This window comes from Roseomonas sp. KE2513 (assembly GCF_016107305.1).
Lineage (GTDB): Bacteria > Pseudomonadota > Alphaproteobacteria > Acetobacterales > Acetobacteraceae > Roseomonas.
This window is the reverse complement of the sequence record NZ_RCVR01000108.1, coordinates 1-3402: the sequence shown is the minus strand read 5'-3', so window position 1 is coordinate 3402 and position 3402 is coordinate 1. Positions and strand designations below refer to the sequence as shown.

Genomic DNA, 3402 nt, shown 5'->3' with positions numbered 1-3402 from the left:
TTATCGATCAAACCGCCTGAACAATCAAACCATCAAACATCCATTGTAGTATTTCTGCAAGGATTACATAGTGGGACGGTCGACAGCATCGCAGCCGTCTCCGCCTGCCCCACCAGGGGGATCACCTCGGAGTTGCGTGATGGCGGCCTCGGAGCGCGACAGCCGGGAGACCTGGGTGCCGCTCCAGCACGAGGCGGGTCACGCGGTGCTTGCCGCGTGGCCTGCGAGAAACCAGTCCACCCACATACTGCCATCGATAGCTGCACAAGCAACAAAGAAGGAGCATGCCCTGCCCAGAAGAAGAACAAACCTCATCGCCTATCACATCGGCCGCGCTGTCATCGCCACTGGAGGCCCGCACGCCGCACGTGGATCGCGACTGTAGCAAGCCAGCCGAGCTGCGCCGCGAGCGCTGGGAGGACAATAAGCGGCTTCACGTCAGGCGCGAGGTGAGGGAAGACGAGCGCGAGCACTGTGTGAAACAGTACGAAGCTGCCGTGGACTGCCGTCACCGCCCGCACGCCCATACCTGAGCGTTGGGCGAGTTGGTAGAGGTGAGTCCGATGCGGCGCAGCGGGCGGCTCGCCCATAAGAATGCGACGGACAAGAGTGAAACTGGCGTCGAAAAGAATGCCGAAGAGCAGCAGCGGCACGATAAGGAAGGACATCCCCGCCGCGTCGAACCGCGCCGCCGCGACGGCTAGCACCGCGAGGACAAAGCCGAGGAATTGGCTCCCCACATCCCCCATGAAGATGCGAGCGGGGTGGAGGTTGAATGGCAGGAACCCTGCGATTCCCGCCGCAAGGAAGAGCGAGGCCGCGTAGATGAACCACCCTCCCTCGAACGCCGAGGTGACAGCTAGGGCGGTACAGGCAACGAGGAGGGTGCCCCCGACCAGTCCGTCCATCCCGTCCATGAAGTTCACAGCGTTTGTGCAGCCAACAATCCAGAAGAGGGTGAGAAACGGTCCCAGGATGCCGAGATCCACGACGCCGATCCAGGGAAGCGCGAGGCGGTGGATCATGAGGCCGGACGCCATCGCGACGAGTGCCGCCGCTCCCTGCGCCGCGAGCTTCACGGCGAAGCGGAAGTCCCAAATATCGTCGGCCAGCGCGACGCCCGCGATCGCGATAGCGGCCAAAATGACGCCGACGAACTCTGGATCAGCGATCCGGGCAAAAGTCGCACTGCTGTAGAGGACGAGCATCCCCGCGATGAAGGCCGCAACGATGCCTACCCCTCCGCCCTTCGGGGTCGGGACAGTGTGCGCCGTAGCGTCGCGGCGTGCGGGATCATCGAGGACTGGGCGCACAATCATCAGCCACACGAGGGCGGCAGAGAGAAGGGCGAGTGCGGCAGCGAAGCTAAGGTGACGGAGAACGATCAAGGGATCCATCAGTGCGCCGTCCCGCAGGCGCGCACAGACCCGCCGCGCCCCTTCACCATGTCGTCGCCGCGTCGGGCGGTGCGGGGTGGAGAAGGCGCATGTCCTCTCCGAGCGCCGCGTTGAAGCAGTAAAGACCGAAGCCGTCGCGCGCGACCTCCCACTCAACAGGCGTAAACTCAAAGGAGAGGGCGGGAAGGGGTTGTGCCAAGCTCGCTAGCGCCTCGGCCCTGTAGCTCTCGACGTCCAGGTTCAGGAAGGCGGCGTCACGCCACACATTGCGCGTGAGGGTGCCAAGGCTAACTACCTCGGGCGCCACCGCTGACTCGTTAAGCAGGCTGTCGTGTGAATGGCGCAGCTCGGCGTCTAGTCGACCGTTATGAGCACCAGGCTGATGTTGACCCGTATTCATTTGCCCCGTTGCGACCATCATCGGCCCCGGCCGAAATAAGTGGTCTGTTCTGTGCTCCAGTTTTTTACTTGGAGACCGAGGACGACAGTAGGTGCGGAGCGGGCGCAAGTGCTTCGATAATACGGCACTCCGCCACCTTCCCATGTCGGCATTGCCCGCTAAGGGAGTCCAACTCTCGGCGTAGCGCCTGGAGGTCGGCGATCTTCCGGTCCACCTCGCCCAGGTGCTCGCGGGCGATGGCGTCCACCGCGTCGCAGGAACGCTCGCGGTCCTCGGCCAGATCGAGCAGGGTACGGATCTGCTCCAGCGAGAAGCCGAGGTCCCGGGCGCGCCGGATGAAGCTCAGGCGGCCGAGGTGCGGCTCCCCATAGGTCCGGTAGTTCCCGGCGGTGCGGGCGGGGGCGGCGAGCAGGCCGACCCGTTCGTACCAGCGGATCGTCTCCACCTTTGTGCCGGTCGCCTTAGCAAGGGCACCGATGTTCAACGAATTTTCCAAAGTCATCCCTTGACCCTGTATCCACTATAGGGTCCATATAGGCGACTTCTGTCCGTGCCGCAACCGGCGGGACATACCTGAACGGGAAAGCAACCGATGGCCAACAGCGAAACCACAGCACCCGGGACGCGGGTGGACCTGCGCTATCAGGTGGACGGCATGGATTGCTCCAGCTGCGCCCTGAAGATCGAGGACGCGGTTGAGCAGCTCGGCGGCGCCGAGAACATCCAGGTTAACTACAAAGCGCAGATCCTGGAGTTCCGGCTGGACGAGGCCACGACGCCACGGTCGGCCGTCGAGGAGAAGATCCGCAAGCTCGGCTACGGCGTCGCGCCTCTGGCGTGACTGGCAAGGACGGGGTGAAGGCAATGGCTGATGGTGGAACGGCTCAACTGACCTCCGGGTCCAGGTCGGCCCTGCGGTATCACGTGGAGGGCATGGACTGCCCGTCCTGCGCCTCAAAAATCGAGACGGCCGTGGGCCGCTTCGGCGGGGCCGAGGACATCCGGGTTAACTACCACAGCCAGGTCCTGGCTTTCCGGCTGGACGAAGCGGCCACGCCGCGCTCGGCTGTCGAGGAGGGGATCCGCAAGCTCGGCTACGGCGTCTCTCCGGTCGAGGCGCCGCGGGTCGTCGAGGGCGAACCTGGCGCGGGTGCCGCCGACGTGCCGCTCGTCCGTCCGCGCCAGCCCTGGTGGAAGGGGAAGAAGGCGCGGCTCGCCGCGGCGATCGGCGCCCTCATGGTGGCCGGGTTCGCCGTCTCGCTGGCCGCCCCGACCCTAGACCACTGGGTTTACCTGCCCGCTGCCCTGCTCGGCCTCGGCTACTTCGGCCGAAAGGCCATCGCCGCGGCGGGCGCCGGGTCGCCCTTCAGCATCGAGATGCTGATGTCGATCGCGACCGTCGGCGCCATCGCCATCGGTGCGACCTCCGAGGCGGCGGTGGTCGTGTTCCTCTTCACCATCGGCGAGCTGCTCGAGAACGTCGCGGCCGGGCGGGCCCGGGCGGGCATCGAGGCGCTCGGCGCACTCGTGCCGCGGACTGCACTGCTGCTAGAGGACGGCACAGCCCGCGAGGTCCCTGCCGCTAGCCTGAAGGTCGGCGACCTC

The 3402-nt window shown here is 65.4% G+C and carries 5 protein-coding genes; 2 read left to right on the top strand and 3 right to left on the bottom strand.

The annotated features are described in order from the left end of the window. Positions 1-338: 338 nt before the first annotated feature. The 3 genes from D9599_RS30320 to D9599_RS30310 all read right to left on the bottom strand — a co-directional run bounded on the left by D9599_RS30320 (position 339) and on the right by D9599_RS30310 (position 2299). Positions 339-1397, bottom strand: a complete 1059-nt coding sequence (locus tag D9599_RS30320; RefSeq protein WP_198385063.1) for a glycosyltransferase family 4 protein — start codon at positions 1395-1397, stop codon at positions 339-341. Positions 1398-1440: 43 nt separating this feature from the next. After that, entirely contained in the window at positions 1441-1704 is a 264-nt protein-coding gene (locus D9599_RS30315) for a hypothetical protein (RefSeq protein WP_198385062.1), read from the bottom strand. A 157-nt stretch (positions 1705-1861) separates the two neighbouring features. Next, complete coding sequence (locus D9599_RS30310) at positions 1862-2299, bottom strand: helix-turn-helix domain-containing protein (protein ID WP_198385061.1); 438 nt, start codon at positions 2297-2299, stop codon at positions 1862-1864. A 90-nt stretch (positions 2300-2389) separates the two neighbouring features. On the opposite strand from D9599_RS30310, the gene D9599_RS30305 reads away from it, so the two are divergent. Both D9599_RS30305 and D9599_RS30300 read left to right on the top strand, forming a co-directional pair. Then, the gene (locus D9599_RS30305; protein WP_198385060.1) at positions 2390-2638 is read left to right on the top strand and encodes a heavy-metal-associated domain-containing protein; all 249 of its coding nucleotides are present in this window, start codon (positions 2390-2392) and stop codon (positions 2636-2638) included. Positions 2639-2730: 92 nt separating this feature from the next. Then, positions 2731-3402, top strand: a 672-nt coding sequence (locus tag D9599_RS30300; RefSeq protein WP_198385059.1) for a cation transporter, incomplete at its 3' end; no start/stop codon positions are given.